This window comes from Mesorhizobium sp. Arg314 (assembly GCF_053714275.1).
This window is the reverse complement of record NZ_JBSKBP010000003.1, coordinates 236,704-260,217: the sequence shown is the minus strand read 5'-3', so window position 1 is coordinate 260,217 and position 23,514 is coordinate 236,704. Positions and strand designations below refer to the sequence as shown.

Annotated in this window: 22 protein-coding genes; 14 read left to right on the top strand and 8 right to left on the bottom strand. The window is 64.6% G+C overall.

Annotation, left to right across the window (positions count from 1 at the left end):
- Positions 1-1,293, bottom strand: coding sequence for a pilus assembly protein TadG-related protein (locus ACWGS9_RS05250; protein WP_454504220.1), 1,293 nt, complete (start codon positions 1,291-1,293; stop codon positions 1-3).
- Between the two features lie 250 nt (positions 1,294-1,543).
- Between ACWGS9_RS05250 and ACWGS9_RS05245 the strand changes: the two genes are divergently transcribed.
- On the top strand, positions 1,544-2,761 hold the full coding sequence (locus ACWGS9_RS05245) for a TadE/TadG family type IV pilus assembly protein (protein ID WP_454504219.1): 1,218 nt from the start codon (positions 1,544-1,546) through the stop codon (positions 2,759-2,761).
- A gap of 4 nt (positions 2,762-2,765) precedes the next feature.
- On the opposite strand, the gene ACWGS9_RS05240 is transcribed toward ACWGS9_RS05245, so the two are convergent.
- Both ACWGS9_RS05240 and ACWGS9_RS05235 read right to left on the bottom strand, forming a co-directional pair.
- The gene (locus ACWGS9_RS05240) at positions 2,766-3,002 is read right to left on the bottom strand and encodes a hypothetical protein (protein WP_454504294.1); all 237 of its coding nucleotides are present in this window, start codon (positions 3,000-3,002) and stop codon (positions 2,766-2,768) included.
- Positions 3,003-3,074: 72 nt separating this feature from the next.
- Positions 3,075-3,308: a polymerase gene (locus tag ACWGS9_RS05235; protein WP_454504218.1), complete on the bottom strand. Its 234-nt coding sequence runs from the start codon at positions 3,306-3,308 to the stop codon at positions 3,075-3,077.
- Positions 3,309-3,825: 517 nt separating this feature from the next.
- Between ACWGS9_RS05235 and ACWGS9_RS05230 the strand changes: the two genes are divergently transcribed.
- The 4 genes from ACWGS9_RS05230 (at position 3,826) to ACWGS9_RS05215 (ending at position 8,391) form a co-directional block, all read left to right on the top strand.
- Positions 3,826-4,206, top strand: coding sequence for a cupin domain-containing protein (locus tag ACWGS9_RS05230; protein ID WP_454504217.1), 381 nt, complete (start codon positions 3,826-3,828; stop codon positions 4,204-4,206).
- A gap of 318 nt (positions 4,207-4,524) precedes the next feature.
- Complete coding sequence (dinB, locus tag ACWGS9_RS05225; protein WP_454504216.1) at positions 4,525-5,787, top strand: DNA polymerase IV; 1,263 nt, start codon at positions 4,525-4,527, stop codon at positions 5,785-5,787.
- 320 nt (positions 5,788-6,107) lie between these two features.
- Complete coding sequence (locus ACWGS9_RS05220; protein WP_454504215.1) at positions 6,108-7,367, top strand: patatin-like phospholipase family protein; 1,260 nt, start codon at positions 6,108-6,110, stop codon at positions 7,365-7,367.
- A 319-nt stretch (positions 7,368-7,686) separates the two neighbouring features.
- Positions 7,687-8,391, top strand: a complete 705-nt coding sequence (locus ACWGS9_RS05215; RefSeq protein WP_454504214.1) for an SDR family oxidoreductase — start codon at positions 7,687-7,689, stop codon at positions 8,389-8,391.
- Positions 8,392-8,413: 22 nt separating this feature from the next.
- Here the strand turns inward: ACWGS9_RS05215 and ACWGS9_RS05210 are convergent, their stop codons facing one another.
- From ACWGS9_RS05210 to ACWGS9_RS05200, 3 genes are all read right to left on the bottom strand, one after another.
- Positions 8,414-8,653 carry a hypothetical protein gene (locus tag ACWGS9_RS05210; protein WP_454504213.1) on the bottom strand — a complete coding sequence of 80 codons (240 nt, stop codon included), beginning with the start codon at positions 8,651-8,653 and terminating at the stop codon, positions 8,414-8,416.
- Between the two features lie 99 nt (positions 8,654-8,752).
- Positions 8,753-9,190 (bottom strand): VOC family protein, encoded by a 438-nt coding sequence (locus ACWGS9_RS05205; RefSeq protein ID WP_454504212.1) that lies wholly within the window; start codon positions 9,188-9,190, stop codon positions 8,753-8,755.
- Between the two features lie 113 nt (positions 9,191-9,303).
- The gene (locus ACWGS9_RS05200) at positions 9,304-9,747 is read right to left on the bottom strand and encodes an SRPBCC family protein (RefSeq protein WP_454504211.1); all 444 of its coding nucleotides are present in this window, start codon (positions 9,745-9,747) and stop codon (positions 9,304-9,306) included.
- A gap of 670 nt (positions 9,748-10,417) precedes the next feature.
- Between ACWGS9_RS05200 and eglC the strand changes: the two genes are divergently transcribed.
- The 5 genes from eglC to ACWGS9_RS05175 all read left to right on the top strand — a co-directional run bounded on the left by eglC (position 10,418) and on the right by ACWGS9_RS05175 (position 16,620).
- Positions 10,418-11,842 carry an endo-1,3-1,4-beta-glycanase EglC gene (eglC, locus tag ACWGS9_RS05195; protein ID WP_454504210.1) on the top strand — a complete coding sequence of 475 codons (1,425 nt, stop codon included), beginning with the start codon at positions 10,418-10,420 and terminating at the stop codon, positions 11,840-11,842.
- A 12-nt stretch (positions 11,843-11,854) separates the two neighbouring features.
- The gene (locus ACWGS9_RS05190; protein WP_454504209.1) at positions 11,855-13,612 is read left to right on the top strand and encodes a type I secretion system permease/ATPase; all 1,758 of its coding nucleotides are present in this window, start codon (positions 11,855-11,857) and stop codon (positions 13,610-13,612) included.
- A gap of 3 nt (positions 13,613-13,615) precedes the next feature.
- Positions 13,616-14,932, top strand: a complete 1,317-nt coding sequence (locus ACWGS9_RS05185; RefSeq protein ID WP_454504208.1) for an HlyD family type I secretion periplasmic adaptor subunit — start codon at positions 13,616-13,618, stop codon at positions 14,930-14,932.
- Between the two features lie 156 nt (positions 14,933-15,088).
- Entirely contained in the window at positions 15,089-15,316 is a 228-nt protein-coding gene (locus ACWGS9_RS05180; RefSeq protein ID WP_454504207.1) for a helix-turn-helix transcriptional regulator, read from the top strand.
- A 38-nt stretch (positions 15,317-15,354) separates the two neighbouring features.
- Positions 15,355-16,620: a type II toxin-antitoxin system HipA family toxin gene (locus ACWGS9_RS05175; RefSeq protein WP_454504206.1), complete on the top strand. Its 1,266-nt coding sequence runs from the start codon at positions 15,355-15,357 to the stop codon at positions 16,618-16,620.
- 209 nt (positions 16,621-16,829) lie between these two features.
- Here the strand turns inward: ACWGS9_RS05175 and ACWGS9_RS05170 are convergent, their stop codons facing one another.
- A complete protein-coding gene (locus ACWGS9_RS05170) occupies positions 16,830-17,810 on the bottom strand; it encodes a GlxA family transcriptional regulator (protein ID WP_454504205.1) in 981 nt (326 codons plus the stop codon).
- Positions 17,811-18,080: 270 nt separating this feature from the next.
- Here ACWGS9_RS05170 and ACWGS9_RS05165 point away from each other — a divergent pair, with 270 nt between their 5' ends.
- On the top strand, positions 18,081-18,794 hold the full coding sequence (locus tag ACWGS9_RS05165) for a hypothetical protein (RefSeq protein WP_454504204.1): 714 nt from the start codon (positions 18,081-18,083) through the stop codon (positions 18,792-18,794).
- Here the strand turns inward: ACWGS9_RS05165 and ACWGS9_RS05160 are convergent.
- The gene (locus tag ACWGS9_RS05160) at positions 18,791-19,702 is read right to left on the bottom strand and encodes a tetratricopeptide repeat protein (protein ID WP_454504203.1); all 912 of its coding nucleotides are present in this window, start codon (positions 19,700-19,702) and stop codon (positions 18,791-18,793) included. The genes ACWGS9_RS05165 and ACWGS9_RS05160 overlap by 4 nt on opposite strands.
- 199 nt (positions 19,703-19,901) lie before the next feature.
- Between ACWGS9_RS05160 and ACWGS9_RS05155 the strand changes: the two genes are divergently transcribed.
- The 3 genes from ACWGS9_RS05155 to ACWGS9_RS05145 are packed head-to-tail and all read left to right on the top strand — an operon-like array spanning position 19,902 to position 23,505.
- A complete protein-coding gene (locus ACWGS9_RS05155; protein ID WP_454504202.1) occupies positions 19,902-20,762 on the top strand; it encodes an FAD binding domain-containing protein in 861 nt (286 codons plus the stop codon).
- Positions 20,762-21,238 (top strand): (2Fe-2S)-binding protein, encoded by a 477-nt coding sequence (locus ACWGS9_RS05150; RefSeq protein WP_127865144.1) that lies wholly within the window; start codon positions 20,762-20,764, stop codon positions 21,236-21,238. Before ACWGS9_RS05155 ends, ACWGS9_RS05150 begins: the two co-directional genes overlap by 1 nt.
- 2 nt (positions 21,239-21,240) lie before the next feature.
- Positions 21,241-23,505, top strand: a complete 2,265-nt coding sequence (locus tag ACWGS9_RS05145) for a xanthine dehydrogenase family protein molybdopterin-binding subunit (protein WP_454504201.1) — start codon at positions 21,241-21,243, stop codon at positions 23,503-23,505.
- Positions 23,506-23,514: the final 9 nt, after the last annotated feature.

Sequence of the window (23,514 nt, the reverse complement as noted above, 5' to 3'; positions counted from 1 at the left end):
CTACTCGACGACCGCAACCGACTGGGCGGCCGGGATGTCCTTCATCCCAAGGCTCGAGCAGTCCTGGTTGATGGTCGAATTGCCCGACCACTGGATGGTGTCGGCAACGACCTGGGTGCAGCCGTTCTGGCCCGAGAAATTGCCGAGATAGTTGACCTGCTGCCTGGGGAAATAGATGGCGCCTGTCAAAAGCGAGGTCGCGGTGCCGTTGAAGGTGCTCTGCGCCGCCGTTCCCGTCCTGTCGCCGTACAACAGCACCCCGGAATAGGTGCCCGAGGTCGGCGCGCTGAGGTTCACGGTGGCGTTGCCGTTCATGCTCACTGTCGAGCTGCCTGCCATGAAGATGGTCACCCCGGTGCAGGGTGTGGCGCAGGTTATTACCGCGCCGGCGTTGATCTTCAAATTGCCCTGGACGACATAAACGCCGGAAGAGAGCGCGACATTGCCGTTGAGGTTCATGCCGCTGCAGTAGGTCCCGGGCTGGATCGTTTGCGTCGTCTTGTTGCCGTTGATCTTCTGGCACGGGGTGGTGGCCGCGGGCGCCGGCAGGCTGGAGAAAGGGTCGGACGCAGGCAAGGCCTGGGTGATCGGCGACTGGCAAACCGTGGTTACCGGATTGTTCAGTGAAACGCCGCCGACCGTGATCAGGCAGTCGGCCTGGAGACCCGCCGACCCCTGCACCTTGATGGCATCCGCGGCGCTCGAGTTCGCCATGACCGAGCAGCCCGAGAGCTTGACGCTGGTGCTGCCGGAGAAAAGCGCCGCCTGCGAGGCCGTCGGATTGAGCGCCAGCACGCAGGCCTTGGAGGCGTCCGTGATCAGCGCCACCGCTCTCGCCTGCTCCGGCACCTTGGTCTGCGTGAAGATGGAGGTGAAGATCCGGTCGAGGTTCTGGTTGAGAATGACCTCGACCGCCTTCTTGGCCGTGTTCGGCCCCGACGCCGGCGGCGTGTTGACGACGATGGTGCCGCTGCCCGACCCGTTCGAGGCGGCCGATGACGTGGCGGCCGCCGTGATCGTCGCGATGTCGGATCCCTGGATCTTTTCCAGCGCGCCGGCATAGGCAGCGGCATCCGCTGCCGCCTGCAGCCTCAGACTGGAATAATACCAATAGGACGTCTCGACACCGAGCCCCGCGCCGCCCACGACGACCGGCAAGGTAAGCGCGAATATGGTTGCGACATTGCCGCCCTTGCCTTTGCAAAAGCGTCGAGCGACGAGCCGAGAAAAAAGATGTCTGAAGAAACGACCTGAATAGGCCATGGCCGAGCGCACCCAAGATATCCCAGCCATTACGTCATCATTGCCGTATGAAGGAATGCCTAATTATTTCGCTCGACTTGCGCCGGTAGGACTGCAGCGGGCCGCTGTCCCCATCTTGCGCCGCGCACTCTAGGACTTAAGGCCCATAAAACTTAGGACTTAAGACTTAAGTACCGGGAAAAGCTAATATTTTAGCGCGTTCTGCATTTTATCTTTTTTGGAAATCCTCCGTAGAGACGGCGCGCATATCACTCTCTGATATACGACGAGGGCGGGCTCCATGTTCGGACGGTTTTGGGCTTCGAGGCGCGGCAACTTCGCGGTCGCGACCGCGGTCGCCATGGTGCCGGTGATGCTTGGCCTGGCAGCTTCCATCGACCTGATCGGCACCAGCGACGACGCCGCGCAGTTGCAGAACTCGCTCGACGCGGCCGGCCTTGCGATCGGCACGAAATACCAGCCGAGCATGTCGGCGAGCGACGTGCAGCAACTCGGCCAGACCTTCTTCGCGGCCAATATGAGCGCCGCCGACGCGCAGGAATTATCAGGCAGCCTCGCCGCCTTCCAGGCCGGCGCGAGCGGCGCTCCGAGCGCCTACTTCATTTCGCTGTCGTCGAGCATCAGCCGGCCGGCCTTCCTCAGCAGCATGCCGGCCTGGCAGGCGACGCGCTCCGCCTCGGTCAAGATCAAGCCCGGCGCGCAGGCCTGCGTGCTCGCGCTCAATCAGCACGCCGGCGGCGCGGTCAACCTGCAGGGCTCGACCAATGTGGCGATGAGCGCCTGCGTCATCGCCGCCAATTCGGACGCCGCCGACGCCGTCAACCGGGGCGGTTCGGCGATCGTCAGCGCCGGCTGCGTCTCGACGGTCGGCGGCACGCAAGGGCTGACGCCGCCCAGCGCCACCCTCTCCTGCGGCGCGCCGCACGAGAACGAGTATGCCTCGTTCGATCCGCTGGCCGACGTCGTTCCTCCCGCCTACACGCTCTGCCTGCCGGTGCCCAACGGCAAGACGGTGACGCTCTCGCCGGGCACCTATTGCGACAAGACCTTGTCGGGAAAGATCACCCTCAATCCGGGCACCTACATCCTGCGCAACGTCACCATAAAGCCGGGCGGCAACGGCAGCCTGAGCGGCCAGGGCGTGACGATCTTCCTGATGGAGAACTCGCAACTCTACATCAACGCCAACGAGCAGGTGAACCTCTCGCCGCCGACCGGCGGCCCATACGCCGGCATCACCATCTACCAGGCGCACGGCAACACACAGGCGCTGACGCTGAACGGCGGATCCGGATCGCTGGTGAGCGGTTTCATCTACGCCCCTGACGCCGCCATCACCTACACCGGAAATTCGGACATGAACGCCCAGGGCAGTTGCCTGCGGCTGGTCGGCGACACTGTCGCAATGACGGGGAACTCCGCGGTGAAGTCGGACTGTACGGCCGAACTCGGAAACCGGGACATGTATGCGGGACGGATGATCACCCTGGCGAGGTGAGAAATCACAACTCGTCCACGATATCCGCGCCGGCTTGCTCGTCGAAGAGCACCGCGCAGCCCCGATCGAGCGCAACCAGGGTCAAGGCGTTTGCCGCGTCCTCGTCCGACGAGATGAAATCTCCGGTCAGCACGCGCAGTTCCTCGACAGCCTTCGACATCGGCACGAGGCGCCCGGCAGAACGGTCGCTCGCGCATGCGTCGATGACGCACAGAAGATCGATGAGTTCAAAATGATCCATGGCGGCCTCCGCCGGCGTCATCCCTTCGCTCAATCAACGGCGTGAGGCGCGGACTGGTTCCCGCGCCCGACTTCACCCGGGCGGCCTGGCGGGCGCGAGCCTGAGATCGAAGCGGGCCGGCAGGCATGGCTCGAGGCAGGCCTTGCGCACCGATCCGGTCGCGATCGGATCGATGCGCAGAACGATCACCATCCTGGCCTCGCGCTCGGGCCAGAGCGGCCTGCCGAAGACGAAGAAGACGCCGCCGACAAGGCCTGCCAGAAGCAGCGTGGCAAACAGGTTCGCGATCATCTTGCCGGGTTGCACGGCCAGCAGCTCCAGGAGCGGTTCCAGGGAAAGGAGTGCCCGCCATATCGCAGGAATGGCGGGCACGCCGTGGTCAACCGCCGATGAAGGGACTTTGTCCGGCGGCTTGCTAGCCAATGAATTGATGCCGCTGTTGTTGCCTGGAAATCGACGCCTCGGGCCTCTGCGTTCGACGGGTGAGACTTCAGTCCGAACAAGGCCCGGGACCGTCGTCCGAGGCCCGGAACAAACGCTTTCGGCCGCCGTTGCCCGGAATCGAAATCATCGAAATCGGCGAACCGCTCTATCTCTTTGTTTTGACGCAATTCCGAACGGAAAACCGCTACGCACTTTTCCTGGAATGGCTCTAGTATTGCCCGCCCCCGCCAGACCACCTTCAGACCGGGCCGCGACACCCGGCAAACCCTCGGGACCGCCCTGTTGATATTAGCAATTCCTCATAACAAGGCGTATGAATACGGTCGCGGTCGCCGACGATCGCAACGTCAGGCTCCGCTTCACTCATGGGAGGGAAACCATGGCCGAAGTCGCAACGAACGTGACAAAATTCGAATCCAAATCGCACGACAATCCCGACGAGGTCCGCGCGCCCGCCAAGACGCGTGTGGAAATCGTCCGGCTGCCGGGCTATACGCTCGGGCGGATGAACATGCAGCCGGGCTGGAAATGGTCCGAATGCGTGAAGCCGGTGGTCAAGACCGACAGCTGCCAGGTCTCGCATGTCGGCTATGTCGTGTCCGGATCGATCACCGTGCGGCTGAACGACGGCACGCAAAAGACCTTCGAGGCCGGCACTTCCTACACCATCCCGCCCGGCCATGACGCCTGGGTGGAAGGCAACCAGCCGTTCCAGTGCATCGAGGTGCTGAGCGCCGAACAATACGCCAAGCCGGCATAGCGCAAACGTCGCCCCTGGAGTTGAGACGTCGCAACCGATCAGAGGGGTTGTCTTGTAAAGCCTGCGGCACCCCCTAAGCGAAGAACGGGTCGCCACGCGGCGCCCCTTTGTCGCCTGCGGCAACCTCTCCCCGGGGGAGATTATGCGCGCTACCTGTGCACTATCTGCGGGTGTATCTTCTGGTTGTGGAAACTTTGCACGTTGAAGCGTGGCGGCTTGACACAGAACTTCTTTTGTTCTCTTTATGTTCTGTCAATTCCCCTTACAATAGATGCAGCTAATGCTGCAATGCCATACAAATGGCCATGGGAGCGCGCGATGGCCGCCACCAACACCGCAGCGGCCGCCACCATCCTGCATGCCGATCTCGACGCCTTCTATGCCTCGGTCGAGCAATTGCTCGATCCGTCGCTGCGCGGCAAGCCGATCGCCGTCGGCGGCGGCGTGGTGCTGGCCGCCTCCTATGAAGCCAAGGTCTTTGGCGTGCGCGGCGGCATGCCCGGCCGCAGGGCGCGCGAGCTCTGCCCGCAGCTCATCTTCGTCGGCGGCCATTTTTCCGAGTACCAGCGCCTCGGCGACGCCGCGATCAAGGTGCTCGACGATTTCACGCCGGTGGTCGAGCGCATCTCGATCGACGAGGCCTTCGCCGACGTCGCCGGCTGCACGCATCTGTTTGGCCCTCCGCAAGAGATCGCGCGGAAAATCCGCCAGCGCGTGAAGGCCGAGCTCGGTCTGCCGATCTCGATCGGCGTGGCGCAGACGAAGCATCTGGCCAAGATCGCCTCGCAGGTGGCCAAGCCCGACGGTCTGGTGATGGTCGAGCCCGGCACCGAGCTCGCCTTCCTGCACGACCTGCCCGTCACGTTGATGTGGGGCGTCGGCCCGGCCACCAAGGCCAGGCTGGCCGAGATCGGTGTCGAGACCATCGGGCAGCTGGCGCGCACGCATAGCGGCGCGCTGGAGCGGCTGATCGGCCATGCCGCCGGCCAGAAGCTTGCCGCGCTTGCCTGGAACCGCGACCCGCGCCGGCTGGAGACGCATCGCCGCGCCCATTCCGCCGGCGCGCAATCGGCGCTGGGCAGGAAGCCCGCGGTGCCGCGCATCTTCGTGCCGACGCTGCTGCATCTGGCCGACCGCGTGGCGAGCCGCCTGCGCGCCAAGGATCGGCCCGGGCGCACGGTGACGGTGCGCGTGCGCTTCGCCGATCTGCGCGCCGTCACTCGCTCGGTGACGCTGGAGCAGCCGATCCAGGCGACCGCGATGCTGGCCGAGATCGCCGAGGAGCTGGTGCGCGGCGTGCTTGTCGCCCATCCGGGCGAACGGGACATCTCGCTGCTCGCCATCTCCGTCTCGCATCTGGAGGAACATGCCGAGCTGCAGCTCGAACTGCCGCTCGGCCTCGCCGATGAGAAGCTCAAGCCCGGCAGCCTCAAGGGGCAGGCCCGCTTCGGCGCCGACCGCGCCATCGACAAGATCCGCCAGCGTTTCGGCAAGGAGGCGGTCGGCTATGGCACCGTGGCGCTGGAGGGCACACGCTCGGTGCCGGATGGGTTCCGGGAACTGGCCGAGAAGGAACTGTGAGGGGCGGAGCCCTTAATCTCCCCCCTTGCGGGGGAGATGGCCGGCAGGCCAGAGGGGGGTGCTGTCCCGCCAGCATCTCAACATACAGTGGCGGAACGTTGCGGTTGGGATGTATCACGAAAAAGGTGGTGTTCCTTCACACCCCCCTCTGTCCTGCCCGACATCTCCCCCGCAAGGGGGGAGATCAGCAGCTTCGCCGCTTTCGCCATCAACAGCACACCTCCCGACATTCCGCGATTCCGCAGCTTGCCAGAACGGCCGCGCTGGGCTGGATTGTGCGCTGAAACCAGCCCGCCCCAGCCGAACGATCGGAGTCATTCATGGCCAGTGAAACGGCAGCGCCGGATAGCGGGGCACAGCCAGCTGGCATGGACGGCACCGACGGCAAGGCCGAGCGCTACGATCTCGGCCTCTGCCTGTCGGGCGGGGGCTACCGCGCTATGCTGTTCCACGCCGGCGCTCTGTGCCGCCTCAACGAGGCTGGGCTGCTCCAGAAACTCGACATGGTGAGCTCGGTCTCGGGCGGCTCGATCGCGGCCGGGCTCTTGGCGGTGCTTTGGCCGCGCTTCAAATTTGTCGACGGCGTCGCCACCAACTTCGATATCTATCTCGACAGGATCCTGGAATTCTCGCAGGTCTTCCTCGACGCGCCGTCGATCTTTAAGGGCCTGTTCAACCCGTTATCGAGCGCGGCGCGCGAAGTCGCCGCCTGCTACGAGCGGCACCTGTTCAACGGCTCGAGGCCGATGCTGAAAAGCCTGCCGGAAAAGCCCTGGTTCGTGTTCTGCTCCAGCAATCTCGGCACCGGCTCGCTGTTTCGGCTGTCGCGGCGCTATATCGCCGACTACCGCATCGGCGTCGCATACCAAGCCGACCTGCCGGTCGCGACCGCGGTGGCCGCCTCCTCGGCCTTCCCGCCTTTCCTGTCGCCACTGCGGCTCGACCTCACGCCCTTCGCGCGGAACAACGACAAGCTCGACCCGAGCGTCGGTCCGCCGGTGCCGCCGCGCCGCGCCGTGCTCACCGATGGCGGCGTCTATGACAATCACGGCATCGAGCCGGCGCTGAAACGCTGCCGCTGGCTGCTGGTCAGCGATGCCGGCGCGCCTTGGCAGGCTTCGAACGCGGGCTACCGGAACTGGTTCTCGCAGCTGAAACGCGTGCTCGACACCACCGACAACCAGGTGCGCTCGCTGCGGCGCCGGGATCTGGTGGCGCGTTTCCAGGCGGCCAAGGACGCCGACGACAGCGGCCTGCCCAACGACGCGACGCGGCCCGACTACGCGTCGACGCGGGGCGTCTTCTGGTCGATCGCCAGCAAGCCGGACGCGAGCGAGCCGAATTTCGTGCAGACCGCCGCCACCCAGCCGGCGGATATCGGCACCTCGCTGCATTTCCTGGGGCGCGAAGAGACGGTGGATCTGGTGAACTGGGGCTACTCAGCCACCGACCAGGCGCTGCGCGGCTGGTTCGAGCCGGCGGTGGCCGCCGGCAAGGGCGTGCCGCTGAAAGCGGGCGATGTGAAGCCCGGCCGCTGCGCGAAGATATCGAAGATGGTGATGAGTATGTTCAAGGTTTGAGCGAGGCGCGCGAACCGCCAATCTCCCCCCTTGCGGGGGAGATGTCCGGCAGGACAGAGGGGGGTGTGACGGAACGCGGCGCGGGCAATGCTTGGATGCCAGCCTACCGGTAGTTGGAGGCATGGATAAATGCCAATATGTCGGCGGGACAGCACCCCCCTCTGGTCTGCCGACCATCTCCCCCGCAAGGGGGGAGATCGGCAGTTCCGCGGCTTTCGCCAATCACCAGCCCTCGTTGGCGCAATCCAAACCCGTTCGTGCCCTGCCCGGTCCATGCTAACAGAGGCGCTTTCAACAATTCCAGCGAGTGGACAGCGACATGGCAGGTGAAAAAGTAGCTCTGGTGACGGCGGGCGGCAGCGGCATGGGGGCCGCGGCGGCGAAGCGGCTGGCGGCGGACGGGTTCAAGGTCGGCGTGCTGTCCTCCTCCGGCAAGGGCGAGGCGCTGGGCAAGGAACTCGGCGGCTTCGGAGTCACCGGCTCCAACCAGTCGAACGACGATCTGAAGCGCCTCACCGACGGCGCGATTGCGCGCTGGGGGCGCATTGACGTGCTGGTCAACAGTGCCGGCCACGGGCCGCGCGCGCAGATTATCGAGATCAGCGACGAGGACTGGCACAAGGGCATCGACACCTATTTCCTCAACGCCGTGCGCCCGACCCGGCTGGTGACGCCGGTTATGCAAAGCCAAAGATCGGGCGTCATCATCAACATCTCGACCGCCTGGGCGTTCGAGCCGAGCGCGATGTTCCCGACCTCGGCCGTGGCGCGCGCCGGGCTTGCCGCCTACACCAAGATCTTCGCCGACACCTATGCCGCCGACAACATCCGCATGAACAATGTGCTGCCCGGCTGGATCGACAGCCTGCCGGCGACCGAAGAGCGGCGCGGCAGCGTCCCGATGAAGCGCTACGGCACGTCGGAAGAGATCGCCGCGACAATCTCGTTCCTCGCCTCGGAAGGGGCCGCCTACATCACCGGGCAGAACATCCGCGTCGACGGCGGCATCACAAGGGCGGTGTGAGATAAGGAAGCGCCGCCTCGGATCATCCGGGTCTGCGCGAATTGAGCACCCAAAGAACCCACAGAAAGGCAATCGAAGCCACCAGGACAATCGAATTGCCGACCACGATGTTCCAAAATCGTGTCGGATCGTCCGCCAGGGCGACCCAATGCAACTTGCCGCGGACTTCGCCTGTCTCGATGCCGCAGGCGATGTTGTAGATCGCGATGGCGGCGAGCGCCGCCATCAGGACAAAGAGGTCGTTGTTCTTGTTGCGATCCATGGCAGCGGCTTGTAACAGCGCTTGGTGAAATTTTACTTACCTTGGGTAAGGCGGCGCCGGCAACGATCGCCGCTCGCTAGACCGCCGCTCGCGAAAATGTCAGCTGAGTTCCTGGGCGAGTCCGAAGAGGAGCCCTTCGGGTCCACGGATGTAGCAGAGCCGATAGGCATCCTTGTACTGGACGACTTCGCCGACGAGCTCGGCGCCGTGCTTGCGGAGCCTTGCGAGCGTCTCGTCGACGTCGTCTACGGTGAACATGACGCGGAGGTAGCCGAGCGCGTTGACCGGAGCGTCGCGGTGATCCGCAACGACCGCCGGGCTGAGGAAGGTGGAGAGCTCGAGTCGGCTGTGGCCGTCCGGTGTGCGCATCATGGCGACCTCGACGTGCTGATCGCCCAGGCCAGTGACACGTCCGGCCCATTCGCCTTCGATCGTCGCCCGCCCTTCGAGCTCGAGGCCGAGTTCGCGAAAGAAATCAACCGCCCGGCCGAGGTCCTCGACGACGATACCCACGTTGTCCATCCGCTTGAGCGCCATACTTCCAATCTCCAATGTTCGTTCCAGCGACAAGGTGTCGAGGTAGCCTCGACACCTGCAGCCATCCGGCCCCGATTTGGCGGCCGGATAAGCCGGCCGCCGCGCTTGTAGACCTACTGGTTGATCTCCGGCTCGACGAGCTTCGCCAGGTTGCGCAGCGATTCCTGCCAGCCGAGATAGCAGGCTTCGGCGGGGATGGCGTCAGGGATGCCGGCCTGGGTGATGTTGATCTCGGTGCCGACCGAAACCTTCTTCAGCGTTACCGTCACTTCGATCTGGCCCGGCAGGTTGGGGTCGTCGAAGCGGTCGGTGTAGCGCAGGCTTTCATTGGGAACGAGCTCGACATACTCGCCGCCGAAGGCGTGGCTGTCGCCGGTGGTGAAGTTGCGGAAGGACATCTTGAAGGTGCCGCCGACCTTCGCTTCCAGATGGTCGACCGTGCAGGTGAAGCCGTTCGGGGGCAGCCACTTCACCAGCGCATCGGCCTCGGTGAACGCGCGGTAGACCTTCTCCGGCTTGGTCGCCAGGACGCGATGCAGGTGGATAGTGCTCGGCATGTCTCGATTTCCTCTCTGGTTTCGTTGATCGATGCCCCAAGGACGGGCGGGCTACGGCCGATCCGACAAAGGCTGTCAAATTTTTTGCCCGGCGGGCAAGCTTGCACCGAAACTGGTGAGCATCCCGCGCAAGTCGCCGATGGTGACATTGGGAGGTTCGCCACTTTTGCAACGGGCTATCGAGAACTGGAGTGCGCCGACACCTTAGGAGCCGGCCAATGTAGGCGGCCACTTGTCATCCAAGTCGTCGGTTATGTCTTCCCGTCCTTGAGGAAGCTCGAATAGCAACCCGTGAAATTCAACGCGCATCACGTGCTTCCCACCAGAGGCGGATAAAGCGAAATAGCATTCCGGCTCGAATGTCCACCGTCGCGCTTGTGGCGACTCGGCTCCTCGCTCATGGCACGCCGCCGCGCGGGTCAAATTGCAGCCCACTCGCAGCATCTTGTCCAATATTTCAGCATGATCTTTGCGATATTGAGTAAAATTGAGTAGTTCAGGGTGTAATTATCGCGCCTAGATTGTATTAGAAACCCCTTATTATGTTTATTTCTAAACATTAATCGATGAGCGGTAATTTTTTATCTGTACTGTGACGCGAATCCTTGGAACCATAGGCCGGCTTGCAGGTTGGCCTGAAAGCCTGGCGCCACCAAGGAAGGAGTGTCCGATGAGCTTCGTCGTCAACGCGATAGGCGTTCCTCTTTACTATAGCGGCGCTTCCAACCATTGGCTTTCGGCGTCCTCGCCCGGGACGTTCAACGGCACTTCAGGCAACGACTCCATCTGGGCCACCAGCGGCGTCAACGTCACCATGTATGGCGGCGCCGGCGACGACATCTATTACCTCTATTCGGCGGGCAACAAGGTGGTCGAGAACCCTGGCGAGGGTATCGACACGATCAACACATGGATGAGCTATACGCTGCCGAGCAATGTCGAAAACCTGGTCGTCACCAACGCCCACAACTATGCCTTCGGCAATACGCTGGACAACATCATCACCGCCACGGCGGGCGGCCAGACCCTGGACGGTGGCGCGGGCAACGATGTGCTGATCGATGGCGGCGGCGGTGCCGACACTTTCATCATCGCGAAGGGCAACGGCAGCGACTCGATCGTCAATTTCGCCTCGAACGATGCCGTGCGGCTCGATGGCTACGGATTCACGTCGTTCGCCGCCGTCCACGACGCCATGATCCAGGCGGGACCGAATGTGGTGCTGAACCTCGGATCGAGCGAAATCCTCGAATTCAAGAACACCACGATCGACAGATTGCAGCCCAACAATTTCCAGCTGCCGATCGACAAGTCCGGCATGACGCTGTCGTTCAGCGACGAGTTCAACACGCTGAACCTTCACAGCAGCCAGGGCGGCACCTGGGACACCAACTTCTGGTGGGGCGCGCCGAACGGCAGCACGCTCACCCGCAATGGCGAGCTGCAGTGGTACATCGATGCCAATTACGGCCCGACCAGCTCGGTGCATCCGTTCAGCGTCCAGAACGGGGTCCTCAGCATCACCGCGGCGCAGGCGCCGGCCGAGATAAAGCCGCTGATCAACAATTACGAATACACCTCCGGCATCCTGACCACGCATGACTCGTTCTCGCAGACCTATGGCTATTTCGAAATGAAGGCCGACCTGCCCGAACACGCCGGCGCCTGGCCGGCCTTCTGGCTGCTGCCGGAGGACGGCTCGTGGCCGCCGGAGCTCGACGTCATGGAAATGTACGGACAGAAGCCGAATTCGCTGTTGGTGACCGCGCACACCAACCAGACGGGCCAGCACACGACGGTGGGATCCACGGTGAACGTCATGGACACCGCCGGCTTCCACACGTATGGCCTCCTGTGGACGCCGGACAAGCTGGTCTGGACCTATGACGGCGTGCAGGTCGCGGAAGCGGCGACGCCGTCCGACATGAACAAGCCGATGTACATGCTGGTCGACCTTGCGGTCGGCGGCCAGGCCGGCGCGCCGCCGGACCATCTCGCCACACCGGCCGAGATGAAGATCGACTATATCCACGCCTACACGCTGAACGAAGTGCAGCAAAGCCATTTGAACGTCACGGGCGAGCACACAGCCTAGGCGGCCGGGGCGATGTCGCGAGAGCGTGCTCCGACCAGTCCGCGGCCCGTTTCCCTGCGCAGGGTGTTCGGCCGCGCCTTCGCCGATGTCAGCCTGTTCTCGCTGCTCATCAACCTGTTGCTGCTGGTGATCCCGCTTTACCTGCTCCAAGTCTATGACCGGGTGCTCCCCTCCTCCAGCGTCGAGACGCTGGTCTATCTGTCGGTCATCGCGATCGCGGCGCTTGGCTTCCTCGGCTTCCTTGACGCCATCCGCGCCGTCTACACCCAGCGCATCGCGGCTACGGTCAACGACAGGTTGGGCGCGAGGGTTTTCGCGGCTTCGCTCGGCGACAGGAATGCGCCGTCGCCACTCACCGACCTCGCCTCGGTCTGCGCCTTCATCCGTTCGCGCGGCGTTTCGGTGCTGTTCGACCTGCCCTTCGCACCGGTCTTCCTTGGCCTGCTCTACCTGATCCATCCGGTGCTGTTCTGGGTGACGCTCGGCGGCGTGGTGCTGCTCGTCGTGCTGGTCGTGGCCAACCAGCTTGCCATCGGCAGGAACGATGCGCGCTCGGCTGAGCGTTCGGCTTTGGCCAGCCGGGCCGAGCAGGCCTTTGCCCGTAATGCCGAGACGCTGCGCGCCATGGGCATGGTGGAAAACGCCGCGCGCGTATGGGGCCGGCATGTGGCAGAAGCGCTTGTCCTGCATGATCGTTCGGCCAGCGCCAACGCGATCTTCAGCGGCGTTTCCAGGGCGCTGCGCATGATGCTGCAATTGGCGATCCTCGGCGCCGGCGCCTGGCTGGTGCTCAAGGGCCAGATGACGGCCGGCATGATCTTCGCCTCCTCGCTGGTGTCGTCGCGCGCGTTGCAGCCGCTCGACCAGCTGATCGGTTCCTGGCGGCAGATCGTCGAGGCCAGGCGCGCATGGACGCGGCTGGGAACCGCGCTGTCGGCGCAGCCGGGAGAGGCGCGCAAGCTTACCCTGCCCGACCCGGCCGGCGCGATTGCGGCGCAGGATCTTTTCTTCGTCGCGGCGAACGCCGCCTTCGGCGCCGAGCCGATCCTGAAGCGGCTGAGTTTCGCAATCGGCGCCGGCGAAGCGGTGGCGATCGTCGGTCCGAGCGGCGCCGGCAAATCGACGTTGGCGCGGCTGCTTGTCGGGGCAGCGCAGCCGAGCGGCGGTTCGGTCAGGATCGACGGCGCCGAGCTCAGGACCTGGGACGAAACCCAGCTCGGCCGGCATGTCGGCTATCTGGCGCAGGAGGTGGAGCTTTTCCCCGGCTCGGTCAGTGAAAATATCGCCCGCTTCGATGCGCATGCCGACGATTCGGCAATCGTGGGGGCGGCAAGGCGCGCCGAGGCGCATGAGCTGATCCTGGCGCTGCGCGACGGCTACCAGACCGCGATCACCGGCACGCTGTCGGGCGGCGAGCGGCAGCGGATCGGACTGGCGCGCGCCTTCTACGGCAATCCGCGCATCCTGGTTCTGGACGAGCCCAGCACGCATCTCGACGGCGCCGGCGAAGCGGCGCTCGAAGCGGTGCTCGCGGCCGCACGCGCCGCGGGCGTAACGACGATCGTGATAACGCATCGCCCTTCGCTTGCCGCCGCCTGCGACCGCGTGATGGTTTTGCGCGGCGGCGTCATCGAAGCGTTCGGGCCGAGCGCCGAGGTGTTGCGGCAGTCAACTGTCGATAAGGGCAAAGGCGCGCAGCGCAACACCGTGGTGACGGGATCGTTCGCGCCGATCATCCGCGCCTCGCAGACCATCCGGCACGGGTCCTAGACGATGACACAGAGCCTCACCTTCGAAGGCCGGCCCCGCACCGACTTCCGGCGCACCGCCTTCGCCGGCTACGCGGCGATCGCACTTCTGGTCGGCGGCTTCGGCTATTGGGCGGCCAAAGCGCCGCTGGCCGGCGCGGTGATCACGCAAGGCACGATCGCGGCGACCGGCGGCAACATCCTCATCCAGCATCGCGAGGGCGGCATCATCAGGCAGTTGCTGGTGCATGAAGGCGACCGCGTGCGCGAAGGCCAGGAGGTCATCCTGCTCGACCGCACCGCCCCGGAGGCCGATCTCAACCGGCTGACCCGGCAGTGGATCGCGCTGAAGGCCAGTGCCGCGCGGCTGGAGGCCGAGCGCGACGGGCTGGGCAGGCTGGCGCCGATCGCCGAGCCCGCCCCCGCGCCGTTCCAGCAGGAGTTCGAAAACCTGATCCGCGAACAGCAGAAGGAATTCGACGCCAGGCTTGCGCGCTTCCGCACGGAGCAGTCGATCCTGGCGCAGCGCGTCGCCATGCATCGCGAGTCGGTCAAAGGCTTGAACGCGCAAAAGGCGGCAATCGAGCAGCAGGCCGAGGTGGTGAAGAAGGAGCTCGGCATCAAGACCGACCTGCTCGACAAGGGCCTCACCAACCGCACCGAATATTCGCAGCTGCTGCGCTCGGAGGCCGACCTCGTCGGCCAGGCCGGCGCGCTGGAGGCAGACCTCGACTCGGCCAACACGCAGATCGTTGAGGCCGAGGCGCAGACCGAACGCGCCACCACGCAGCGCGTCGAGGAAGCGCTGACCAAGCTCGACGATGTGCGCACCAACCTCGCCGATATCGAGGAGCAGATGCGCGCGGCGCAAGCGGTGCTTACGCGCACGACGATCACCGCGCCGGCGGCGGGCATCGTCGTGTCTTCGACCTACAATTCGCAAGGCAGCGTGGTCGCGCCCGGCGAAAAGATCATGGAAATCCTGCCCACGTCATCGGGCCTGGTGGTGGACGCCAGGCTCCGGCCGAAGGACATCGACCAGGTGCATGTCGGGCAGCCGGCAAAGCTCAGGCTCTCCGCGCTCAACACGCGCCTGACGCCGGAAGTCCCGGCCACGGTGAGCGAGATCTCCGCCGACCGGCTGATCGACGAGGCCACCCACGAACCCTATTTCCGCGCCAGGCTGAAGATCGCCGAGGCCCTGCCCCCCGGCGTGAAGGCCGAACAGCTTTATCCCGGCACCCCGGTCGACACCTTCATCAGCACCGGCAACCGGACTTTCTTCGAATATCTGGTACGCCCGATGATGGACTCGTTCGCGCGGGCGTTCAGGGAGCGGTAGGGGGTGCGCGGCCCGCGAAATCCACTTATGCGCCAATTCACATAAATCCGCTTTATGGTCCAATTCCGATAAGTTTCCTTATGCGCTAAATCCGATATTGCAATTTTATCGGAATTAGACCATAATATGAGCATGATAGAGTTCGCACGAAATCCCATGCAAATCGGCAATATCATCCAGCGCGAGCGTAAGCGGCGCGGCTGGAATCAAACACAACTTGGCGAGAGAGCGGGGCTGCGCCAAGAGACCATTTCACTTATCGAAACGGGCAACCCGGCGACAAAAATCGAAACCATCTTGGCATTGCTGACCGCCTTCGATCTGGAGTTGCGCATCGCTCCCCGTTCTGCGGCAAGAATTTCTGATATCGAAGACCTGTTCTAATGCCACGCCGCCGTCGCCACGAGCCGCTGCGTGTTCTCTTGAACAACCGTCCGGTTGGCTACCTGACGATGGAGCCGAGCGGGGCAATAGGGTTCAGGTACGACGACAATTGGCTGAGTTGGGAACCCGCGATTCCCGTCTCGCTTTCCTTGCCCTTGCGCGAAACCGCCTATCGCGGCGAAGCGGTTACGGCTGTCTTTGAAAACCTTCTTCCCGACTCCGAGGCGTTGCGCCGCCGCGTTGCGGAGAAGGTTGGTGCTGGTGGAACCGACGCCTACAATCTGCTCGCTGCGATCGGACGGGATTGCGTCGGCGCGCTGCAGTTTCTCGCCGGCGACGACGAGAACGATACGACCGGCGCTTTCGAGGGCGAAACCGTCGATGACGATGATATCGAAAAGCTGCTTCGCAACCTTGCGCAAGCACCGCTCGGGCTCGATCGCGATGACGATTTTCGGATATCGGTAGCAGGCGCGCAAGAAAAGACGGCACTGCTTCGGCATCAGGGCACGTGGCTCAAGCCGCACGGCACAACGCCGACGACGCATCTGCTCAAGCCACAGATCGGCAAATTGCCGGATGGCATCGATATGTCGAATAGCGTCGAGAACGAATTCTATTGCCTGAAGCTGTTCGAAGCCTTCGGCCTGCCCGTCAACGCGGCTCACATCGAAATCTTTGGGATCACCAAAGCGCTGGTGGTCGAACGTTTCGACCGCCGCTGGACATCGGACGGCCGGTTGTTACGCATCCCGCAAGAGGATTGTTGCCAAGCACTCTCGGTGCCGCCGTCGCGCAAGTACCAAAGCGAAGGCGGCCCTGGTATCGAAGCGCTCCTGAATCTTCTCAGGGCCAGCGATACGCCGGCAGCCGATCAAGCAGCCGTCTTAAAGGCGCAAATCCTTTTCTGGCTAATCGGCGCAACCGATGGGCACGCCAAGAACTTCAGCATCTTCCTGGGGTCGGGCGGACGGTTTCATCTTACCCCTTTCTACGACATTCTGACGGCACAACCCGGCCTCGCCGCAGGACAGATCCGACGCAGGCAGATGAAGCTCGCAATGTCGGTCGGCCGGGGCAGCCACTATCGGATCGACGAGATTCAACCGCGCCATTTTGTCCAGACCGGAGAAGCGGCCAAGCTCTCGAAGCTCATCGTGGCCGGCGCAATCGAGGACATCAGGGCCATGGCCGAGGCTGCGATCACCAAGCTCGAGGCGTCGCTACCGAAAGGATTTCCGGAATCGATTCATGCTTCAGTGAAAGACGCACTTTTTTCGCGGCTTCGCCTCTTCGACAGCTAGGCCGCCCCTCTGGCTGAATCGAATTTAGGCCACCGCCCTCGCAATTGTCGGGCGGCCAGCAGCGCATCGCGCTGGCGCGCGCCTTGTCTTGGAGCCGCAGGTGCTTTTTGCTCGACGAGCCGACCTGCCGCTCGACCCGGAAGCAATCGTTCGCGCGCCAGCGCAATCGGCGAGGCCGGGTGCGAGGCGACCACGGCCGTCGCCGGCCGCTATCCTTTCACGGCGGCTGCAGCCACGCGGTTCGGGTGCCTCAGATTGGTCGGCGTGATGCCGGTGTGCTGGCGGAAGACACGGCTGAAATGGCCGGCGTTTTCGAAGCCGCAGCGATAGGCGATGTCGCCTATCTGCAGGTCGCTGCCTTCCAGCAGCGACTTGGCGTAGTGCACGCGCAGCGACAGATAGGCGGCCATCGGGCTGGTACCCAGTTCGGTGGCGAAAAGACGCTCGAGCTGGCGGCGCGAGCAATTCAGCCGGCTGGCGATCTCGGTGACCGAGACCTTCTCCTGCAGATTGCTTTCCATCAGAAGCAGCGCCCGCTTCACCGCGCGGCTCGCGGCTTCGGGAAACAGGTCGCCGACCGGCTGCACGTCCCTGATGTTGCGGATGCGATCGAGCACCAGGATCTTGGCAGCCTTTTCTGCCGCCTTCTGGCCGATGAACTGCGACACGAAATAGCCGGCGAGATCGGCGGCGCCGGTGCCGCCGGCGCAGGTGGCGCGGCTGCGGTCGACCGAATAGAGGCTGTCGGCATGGGCGTTCACATCGGGGAATTCGGCGCGAAAATCCTTGATGTGGAACCAGCTGACGGCGGCGCTGTAGCCGTCGAGCAGGCCGTAGCGCGCGAGCACGAAGCTGCCGGTGCAGAGCGCGGTGAGCGGCACGCCCTTGTCGGCCGCGCGCAGCAGGAACGCCTCTTTTTCCGAACTCAGCTTGCGGTTGGTGTCGAGCAGGCCGCCGACCACGACGACATTGTCGAAATCCTCCGGATTGCCGATCGCCCTGGTCGGCAGCAATTCGACGCCGCAGCTCGCCCGGATCGGCAGGCCGCGCTCGCCGACGATCTGCCAGTCGAACTCGACCCGGCGACTGCGGTCGCCCTCATCGCCCGCCAGCCGCAGCGTGTCGATGAACAGCGACAGCGGCGACAGCGTGAAATCGCGCACAAGGAGAAATGCGAACTTCCTGGCCATTCTTCTTGAGCCGCCCTCTTACGCACATTTTGCCAGGAGCCATCCTGGAGCACCGGCCGCGACATTATCAAACGGGCGCCGGGACTTTCTTGAATAGCGCTTCGGGCCGATGCATGATTTCCTACGCGCGCTTTCGGCGGCCGTCGGGCGTCGCAATCCGGCACAGCGCCGTCGTCGCCGGGCTGCGGACGCCGGAGCGGGCGGCAGATTGGCCAGGCGCCGCTTGGAGCACGGCGGGCAGGCATGGTATCGCAATGCCGGGAGGCGGCGATGCGTGTGATTTTTCGATGTGATCCGATGCTGGCGGAACATTTGCCGCGCCCGGTGCCGGCGCGCGGCGCGCTGCCGGACTGGCTGCGCGCGATGCCCGCCACCGCCTATTCGGCGATCCACGGCCGCGACATTCGCACGCTGAAGCAATGCCCGCCGGTGGTCGACGCGATGACCTACGGCTTCATGATCCTGCTGCCTTGCGACGTCATCGTCGACCGGGGCAAATTTTCCTGGGACTGGAATATCCCGGAACCCGCCACCGGGAACCACCCGCGCGCGCCGCTGAGCTTCCACACGCCGGGGCAGCTTGCCGGCAGCCCGTTCGCCAGGCCCGGCCAGGCCGCGCTCAAATTCAACAGCTTCTGGACCATCGAGGTCGAGGATGGCTGGTCGCTCTATGCGACGCACCCGGTCAATCGCGAGGACCTTCCCTTCAGGCTGGTGACGGGCCTAGTGGATTCGGACCGGTTCAGCGATGGCGGCATCAATTTCCCGGCGATCTGGAAGGAGCCCGAATTCTCGGGCGTGCTCGGCAAGGGAACTCCGGTCGCGCAATGCTTCGCGGTTCCGCGGGCGGCGCCGCAACTGGAATACGAAGTGTTCGACGAAAACCGGCAGGCCGCCTATGCGCAAACGGTCGCGAATGTCCTGTCAACGCCGGGCGTCTACCGCAAGCGGTTCCGCGCCAGGCGCGGGCGCTCCGCCGGCTAGAGCGGTTCAGCCTTTGAATCGCCGAACCGCTCTATCTCTTTGTTTTTACGCAATTCCGGACGGAAAACCGCTGCGCACTTTTCCTGGAATTGCTCTAGTGAGCGACGCAGCCCTTCCTCATCGAGCCAGAGCCGGCCGCTTGGCGCGGAGGTGAGCGCCATGGCGATGACGCCGAAGGTGGATGGGTCGAGGCGATAGGCTTGCGAATAGGCCGCCATCGCCCCGTCGAGGTCGCCCGTCTCCTGCAGGACGACGCCCAGATTGACCGCCGCTTCCGCGGCTTCCGGGCTCATCTCCAGCACATGCCGATAGGCCTCGGCGGCGGCTTCGAACTTGCGCATGTCCTGGCGCACCAGCCCGAGGTCGAACCATTGCGCCGGATGCCCGCCGCCGGCGACGGCGCGTTCGAGAAAACCTTCCGCCTCGGCGGGCGCGCCGCGTTGCCACGCCAGGCGTCCGAGGCGCGCTATCGCCTCCACGGATTTCGGATCGCTTTGCAGGACCTGTGCCCAGGACGCGCGCGCGGCCGAAGCATCGCCCGCCTGATCGAAGGTGCGTGCCCGCTCGAGAAGGATTTCCGCCTGGGACGACCGCCTCGCGGCGTGATCCAGGAACCGCAACGCCGCTTCGAACCGGCCTTCGGCCCGCGCAATCCTGCCTGCCAGGATCAAGGCGGGAACATTGTCCGGACGTGTGGCGAGGCTCGCCTCGATGCGAGCCCGGGCCGCCGGCAGGTCCGCTTTGGCGAACAATACGGCCGCCAGAAGATGGCAAAGCGCGGGATCGCCCGGGTGCCGCTTCAGGCCAAGCTCGCACAGATCCATCGCCTGAGCGTGGTCGCCGGAATTGAAGGCGGCCACCGCGCGGCGGACCAGATCCTCGCTACCAACCTGACCGGTGCTGGTCACTGAATTCGAAGCTCCCTCTGAGGTGGCGCGGACGGCCGGCTCAACGCAAACGAGTGGTCCCGGCACCCAGGCTCGGAAAATTGGGCCAGGAATTAGGGCCAACCTGCCTGACTTGGATGGTGCAATGCACGAACGGGATGGTCATTATAAACAGACACTTTATAACGGGCGATCCGATTATGACCACCAAGGGGAGACGATGCGTTACATACGTCCGCTTTCAATCGAAGATGCCGTTGGCGAGCTCGCCAGGGCGGTAGGCCCGGCCGCGATCCTGGCCGGGGGCAGCGACCTCCTGGTGAGGATGAAGGGCGGCTTCATCGAGCCCGAGTTGATCGTCGACATCAAGGCGATCGGCAGCTTGAGCGACATCACCGAAACGGCTGACGGCTTCAAGATCGGCGCCGCCGTGCCCTGCGCGGTGCTGGGCGAGGACAAGGCGCTTCGCAAGGCATGGCCGGGCGTGGTCGAGGCGGCCAACCTGATCGGCTCCAAGCAGGTGCAGGGACGCTGCACCATCACCGGCAATCTCTGCAACGCCTCGCCCGCCGCCGACAGCGTGCCGGCACTGGTGGCGGCCGGCGCCAGGGCGATTGTCGCCGGGCCTTCGGGCAAGCGCACCATTGCCGTGGAAGCCGTGCCGACCGGACCGGGCCGCACGTCTCTCGCCAAGGGCGAGATCATCGAGGCAATCCTGCTCGACAAGCGGCCAGAGCACGCGGGCGACGCCTATCTGCGCTTCATTCCGCGCACCGAGATGGACATCGCGGTGGTGAGCGCCGGCGTCAACCTGACGCTGGACGACAAGGGCGCGATCAAGACCGCGCGCGTGACGCTCGGCGCCGCGGCGCCGACCGTGCTCCTGGTCGAGGAGGCTGGGCAAGTGCTGATCGGCTCGAAGCTCGACGAGGCGACGCTGGAGCGGCTGGCCAAGATCTGCGCCGGCGCCTGCCGTCCGATCGACGACAAGCGCGGCACCATCGAATTCAGACGGAAAGTCGCGGGCGTGCTGGCGAGACGCGCCGCCGCTACCGCCTACAAGCGTGCGGGAGGCAAATAATGGCTGGTGTAGCTGTATCAACCACGATCAACGGCGACGCCGTCGAATATCTGTGCCAGCCCGACGAGACGCTGCTGGAAGTGCTGCGCGACCGGCTGGGGCTGACCGGCGCCAAGGAAGGCTGCGGCACCGGCGACTGCGGCGCCTGCAGCGTCATCGTCGACGGAAGGCTGGTCTGCTCCTGCCTGGTGCTGGGCGCGGAAGCCGAAGGCCGCAAGGTCGAGACCATCGAAGGCATGGCGCATGGCGACCAGCTGCATCCGCTGCAGCAGAAGTTTCTGGAGCATGCGGCCCTGCAATGCGGCATCTGCACGCCCGGCTTCCTGATTGCGGCGAAGGACCTGCTGGCCAAGAACCCCTCGCCCACCGAGGAGGAAATCCGCTTCGGCCTGGCGGGGAACCTGTGCCGCTGCACCGGCTATGACAAGATCGTGCGCGCCGTCCAGGACGCGGCCGAAGTGATGAAGGGAGCCTGAAGATGAATTTCGATCCGCGCTACTCGGGACGCAATTTCTCCTCCGTCGGCACGCGCCCGATCCGCCCCGACGGCGTCGACAAGGTGACCGGACGTGCCCGCTATGGCGCCGACTTCAACATGGCCGGACAGTTGGTCGGCCGGATCCTGCGCAGCCCGCACGCGCATGCGGTGATCAGGAAGATCGACACCTCGAAGGCGGAAAAGCTCGCCGGCGTGAAGGCGGTGATCACGGCGAAGGACCTGCCCGACCTCACCGATGGCGATGCCGCCATGTACGACATCCTCGACAACTCGATGGCGCGCAAGAAGGCGCTCTATGACGGCCATGCGGTGGCCGCGGTGGCGGCGATCGACGCGCGCACCGCCCGCCAGGCGCTGAAGCTGATCGAGGTCGACTACGAGGTGCTGCCGCATGTCACCGATGTCGATGAGGCAGCGCAGCATCACGCGCCGCTGATCAACGACGCCATATTCACCGAGGGCCTCGAGGAAAGGCCGGTAAAACCCTCCAACGTGACCAAGCGCACGCAGTTCGGCCATGGCGACGTGCACAAGGGTTTTGCCCAGGCCGATTTCATCGTCGAGCGCTCGTTCAAGACCGAGCAGACGCATCAGGGCTATATCGAGCCGCATGCCTGCGTGGCGAGCGTCAACGCGGACGGCACGGCGGATCTGTGGGTGTGCACGCAAGGCCACTTCGTCTACCGCCAGCATTGCGCCCAGCTGCTTGGGCTGGAAGCCTCGAAGCTGCGCGTCACCTCGTCGGAAATCGGCGGCGGCTTCGGCGGCAAGACCCATGTCTGGGCCGAGCCGGTGGCGCTGGCCCTGTCGCGCAAGGCCGGCCGCCCGGTGAAGCTGGTGATGACCCGCGACGAGGTGTTCCGCGCCTCAGGCCCGACCAGCGCCACCTCGATCGACGTCAAGATCGGCGCCCGCAAGGACGGCACCATCACCGCCGCGGAAGCGACGCTGCGCTATAGCTGCGGCCCCTATGCCGGCTCCTGGGCCGAGATCGGCGCGATGACGGCGTTTGCCTGCTACAAGCTCGAAAACGTCAAGACGGTCGGCTACGAAGTGCTGGTCAACCGGCCCAAGACTGCGGCCTATCGCGCGCCCTCGGCGCCGATGGCGGCCTTCGCGGTGGAAAGCTCGATCGACGAGCTCGCCCGCGAGCTCGGCATGGACGCGGTGGACTTCCGCATCAAGAACGCCGCGCAGGAAGGCACCCGCGCCTCCTACGGCCCGGTCTACGGCCCGATCGGCATCGGGCCGACGCTGGAGGCGGTGAAGAAGCATCCGCACATGAAGGCGCCGCTCAAGGCGAACCAGGGACGCGGCATGGCCTGCGGCTTCTGGTTCAATTTCGGCGGCCAGACCTGCACGGACCTCAACATCGGCATGGACGGCTCAGTGTCGCTGGCCGTCGGCACGGTCGACGTCGGCGGCTCGCGCGCGTCGCTGTCGCTGGTGGCGGCGGAGGAGCTCGGCATCGACTATTCCCAGGTCAAGGCGATCGTCGCCGACACGTCTTCGCTGGGTTACAACGACATGACCGACGGCAGCCGCGGCACCTTCTCCTCCTCGATGGCGACGATCTCGGCCGCGCGCAATGCTATTCTGATCCTGCGCGATCGCGCCGCGCAGATGTGGGACATCCCGGTCGAGGACGTACACTGGGAAAAGGGCCATGCCATCGCCAAGGGCGAGAAATACGGCAACCTCTCGCCGCTGTCGCTCAAGGACATCGCAGCCAAATCGGGCACGACCGGCGGGCCGATCGCCGGCCATAGCGAGCTCGTCGCCGACGGCGCCGGCGTCTCCTTCGCCACCCATATCTGCGACATCGAGGTCGACCCCGAGACGGGCTTCACCAAGGTGATCCGCTACACGGTGGTGCAGGATGCCGGCAAGGCGGTGCACCCGACCTATGTCGAGGGCCAGTACCAGGGGGGTGCTGCGCAAGGCATCGGCTGGGCGCTCAACGAGGAATACATCTACGGCAAGGACGGGCGGCTGCAGAATGCGGGCTTCCTCGACTACCGCATCCCGGTATGCTCCGACCTGCCGATGATCGACACGCAGATCCTGGAAATCCCCAACCCCAACCACCCCTATGGCGTGCGCGGCGTTGGCGAAACCTCGATCGTGCCGCCGCTGGCGGCGATCGCAAACGCGGTGTCGAATGCGGTCGGCGTGCGTATGACCCACATCCCGATGTCGCCGCCGCGCATTCTCGCGGCGCTCGACGCGGAGCGGGAAGGCTGAACCGAGGCT